Raw genomic sequence first — 2146 nt, 5'->3', positions numbered from 1 at the left:
GCAGTATTCAGGGCTTTTCGTTGCGATGTGATTGCACGTGCCATGAGGGCCTCCTTACGCGTCCAGGTTCTTGCCGACGATGCGCATCAGGAAGATGGCAACGATGTTGGCGAGGATGATGGCGTAAACACCGCCGGCCGAGCCGAGCCCGATGTTCTGGCTCTCCAGCACCCGCTGGAAGATCAGGTAGGTCAGGGTCTTGGTGCCAAAGGCGCCTTGGGTGGTGACAAAGATTTCTGCGAAGATCGACAGCAGGAAAATGGTCTGGATCAGCACCACCACGGTGATCGCCCGCGACAGGTGCGGCAGGGTGATGTAGGCAAAGCGCTTCATCGGCGGCGCACCATCCATTTCCGCGGCTTCCAGCTGTTCGCTGTCCAGCGACTGGATGGCGGTCAGCAGGATCAGCGTTGCAAATGGCAGCCATTGCCAGCTGACGATCAAGATGATCGACTGGGTCGACGCCTCGGTAAGCCAGACCAATGGCTCGGCGCCGAGGGCCCGCCACACATGGGCCAGCAAGCCATTCACCGGATCCATGAACATATTCTTCCAGACCAGCGCAGACACGGTGGGCATCACGAAGAAGGGCGCGATCACCAGGATGCGGACGACGCCGCGGCCCCACATCGGCTGATTGAGCAGGATCGCCAGCAGCACCCCCAGAACGACGGTAATCGCCAGAACACCGCCAACGATAACCAGTGTCGCCTGCACGCTGGGCCAGAAGGCGCTGGAGGAAACGAAGCGGACATAGTTGTCAAAGCCGACCCAACCCAGGTCGCCGCCCCGCAGCGGCAGGAACTTCTTGAACGAGAAATAGAGCGTCATCGTCAGTGGTACCAGCATCCAGCCCAGAAGCAGGATCACGGCCGGCGCCATCATCAGCCGGGCTGCGGTGCGGGCGTGCTTTGTACCGCCCTGGTGGCCCGCAGCAGCTGGCTGGCCTGCCGGCTTGGGCGCGGGCGTTGCCATCGTCCTCTGGTCCGCGGGTTGGGAGTGTTGCGTTGCCATTTGGTGTACCTCCTCCGTTGACGGCACGCGTGCCGCCTTGGACGATTATGCGCTCTGGGGGATCGCTGGGGCCAGAGGGCGGCGGCTGGAGATCTCCGAACTGCATGAGCGGCTGGAAACCACGATGATCTATGTGACCCATGACCAGGTCGAAGCCATGACCATGGCCGACAAGATCGTGGTGCTGCAGGCCGGTGTGATCGAACAGGTCGGCTCGCCGCTCGAACTCTATCACACACCCCGCAACAAGTTCGTGGCCGGTTTCATCGGCTCGCCCAAGATGAACTTCTTCGAGGGCGAAGAAGCTGCCAAACACGGCGCCCATACCATTGGCATCCGCCCCGAGCATATCGAGGTGTCCGGCGAGGCAGGCACCTGGTCAGGTGTGGTCAGCGTTTCCGAGCATCTGGGCTCGGACACTTTCTTCCACGTCCACGGCACCGGCCTGGCAGAAACCATCACCGTGCGCGCCGGCGGCGAAGTCGGGTTCCGCCACGGCGACCGCATCTTCATGACTCCGCGCGCCGATGTGATCCACAAATTCGACGCTGAAGGGCTGCGGATCACATGAAACGGCTGGCAGGCAAAACAGCGCTGATCACCGGCAGCGCCCGGGGGATCGGCCGCGCCTTCGCAGAGGCCTATGTCCGCGAAGGCGCCCGTGTGGCCATTGCTGATATTGATTTCACAGGCGCGCAGACAGCGGCTGAGGAACTGGGCGGCGGATCGATTGCCGTCCGGCTGGATGTCACCGACCAGACCAGCATCGAACAGGCCGTTGCCCAAACGGTCTTGGAACTGGGCCGGATCGACATCCTGATCAACAACGCGGCCGTCTTCACCGCTGCTCCGGTGGCGGAAATCACCCGCGGCGATTTCGATCGCACCTTTGCGGTCAATGTCGCCGGAACTCTGTTCACCCTGCAGGCAGTGGCCCGGCACATGATTGAACGCGGCGGGGGCGGCACGATCATCAACATGGCCAGCCAGGCCGGCCGGCGCGGAGAACCGCTGGTTGCCGTCTACTGCGCCACCAAGGCTGCCGTCATCAGCCTGACTCAGTCTGCCGGGCTCAATCTGATCCGGCACGGGATCAACGTGAACGCCATCTCCCCCGGTGTGGTGGAGGGTG

The 2146-nt window shown here is 62.7% G+C and carries 2 protein-coding genes and 1 pseudogene; 2 read left to right on the top strand and 1 reads right to left on the bottom strand.

Annotated elements, in window-relative coordinates; genetic code table 11:
- Nucleotides 1–54: 54 nt before the first annotated feature.
- Nucleotides 55–885 carry a carbohydrate ABC transporter permease gene (locus tag A2I95_RS33090; RefSeq protein ID WP_291736651.1) on the bottom strand — a complete coding sequence of 277 codons (831 nt, stop codon included), beginning with the start codon at nt 883–885 and terminating at the stop codon, nt 55–57.
- A 211-nt stretch (nt 886–1096) separates the two neighbouring features.
- Here A2I95_RS33090 and A2I95_RS33085 point away from each other — a divergent pair.
- Nucleotides 1097–1585 (top strand): annotated as a pseudogene (locus tag A2I95_RS33085) (ABC transporter ATP-binding protein); the annotation flags it as partial.
- Nucleotides 1582–2146 (top strand): SDR family NAD(P)-dependent oxidoreductase (locus A2I95_RS33080; protein WP_291736650.1); only part of this gene is annotated, 565 nt, incomplete at its 3' end. The pseudogene A2I95_RS33085 and the gene A2I95_RS33080, both read left to right, overlap by 4 nt.

Source organism: Leisingera sp. F5, from assembly GCF_001593695.1.
This window is presented reverse-complemented; position numbering and strand designations above follow the sequence as displayed.

Excerpts from the sequence above, each read along its gene's own strand:
- A2I95_RS33090 (WP_291736651.1), bottom strand. The coding sequence starts at position 885 with ATGATGGCGCCGGCCGTGATCCTGCTTCTGGGCTGGATGCTGGTACCA.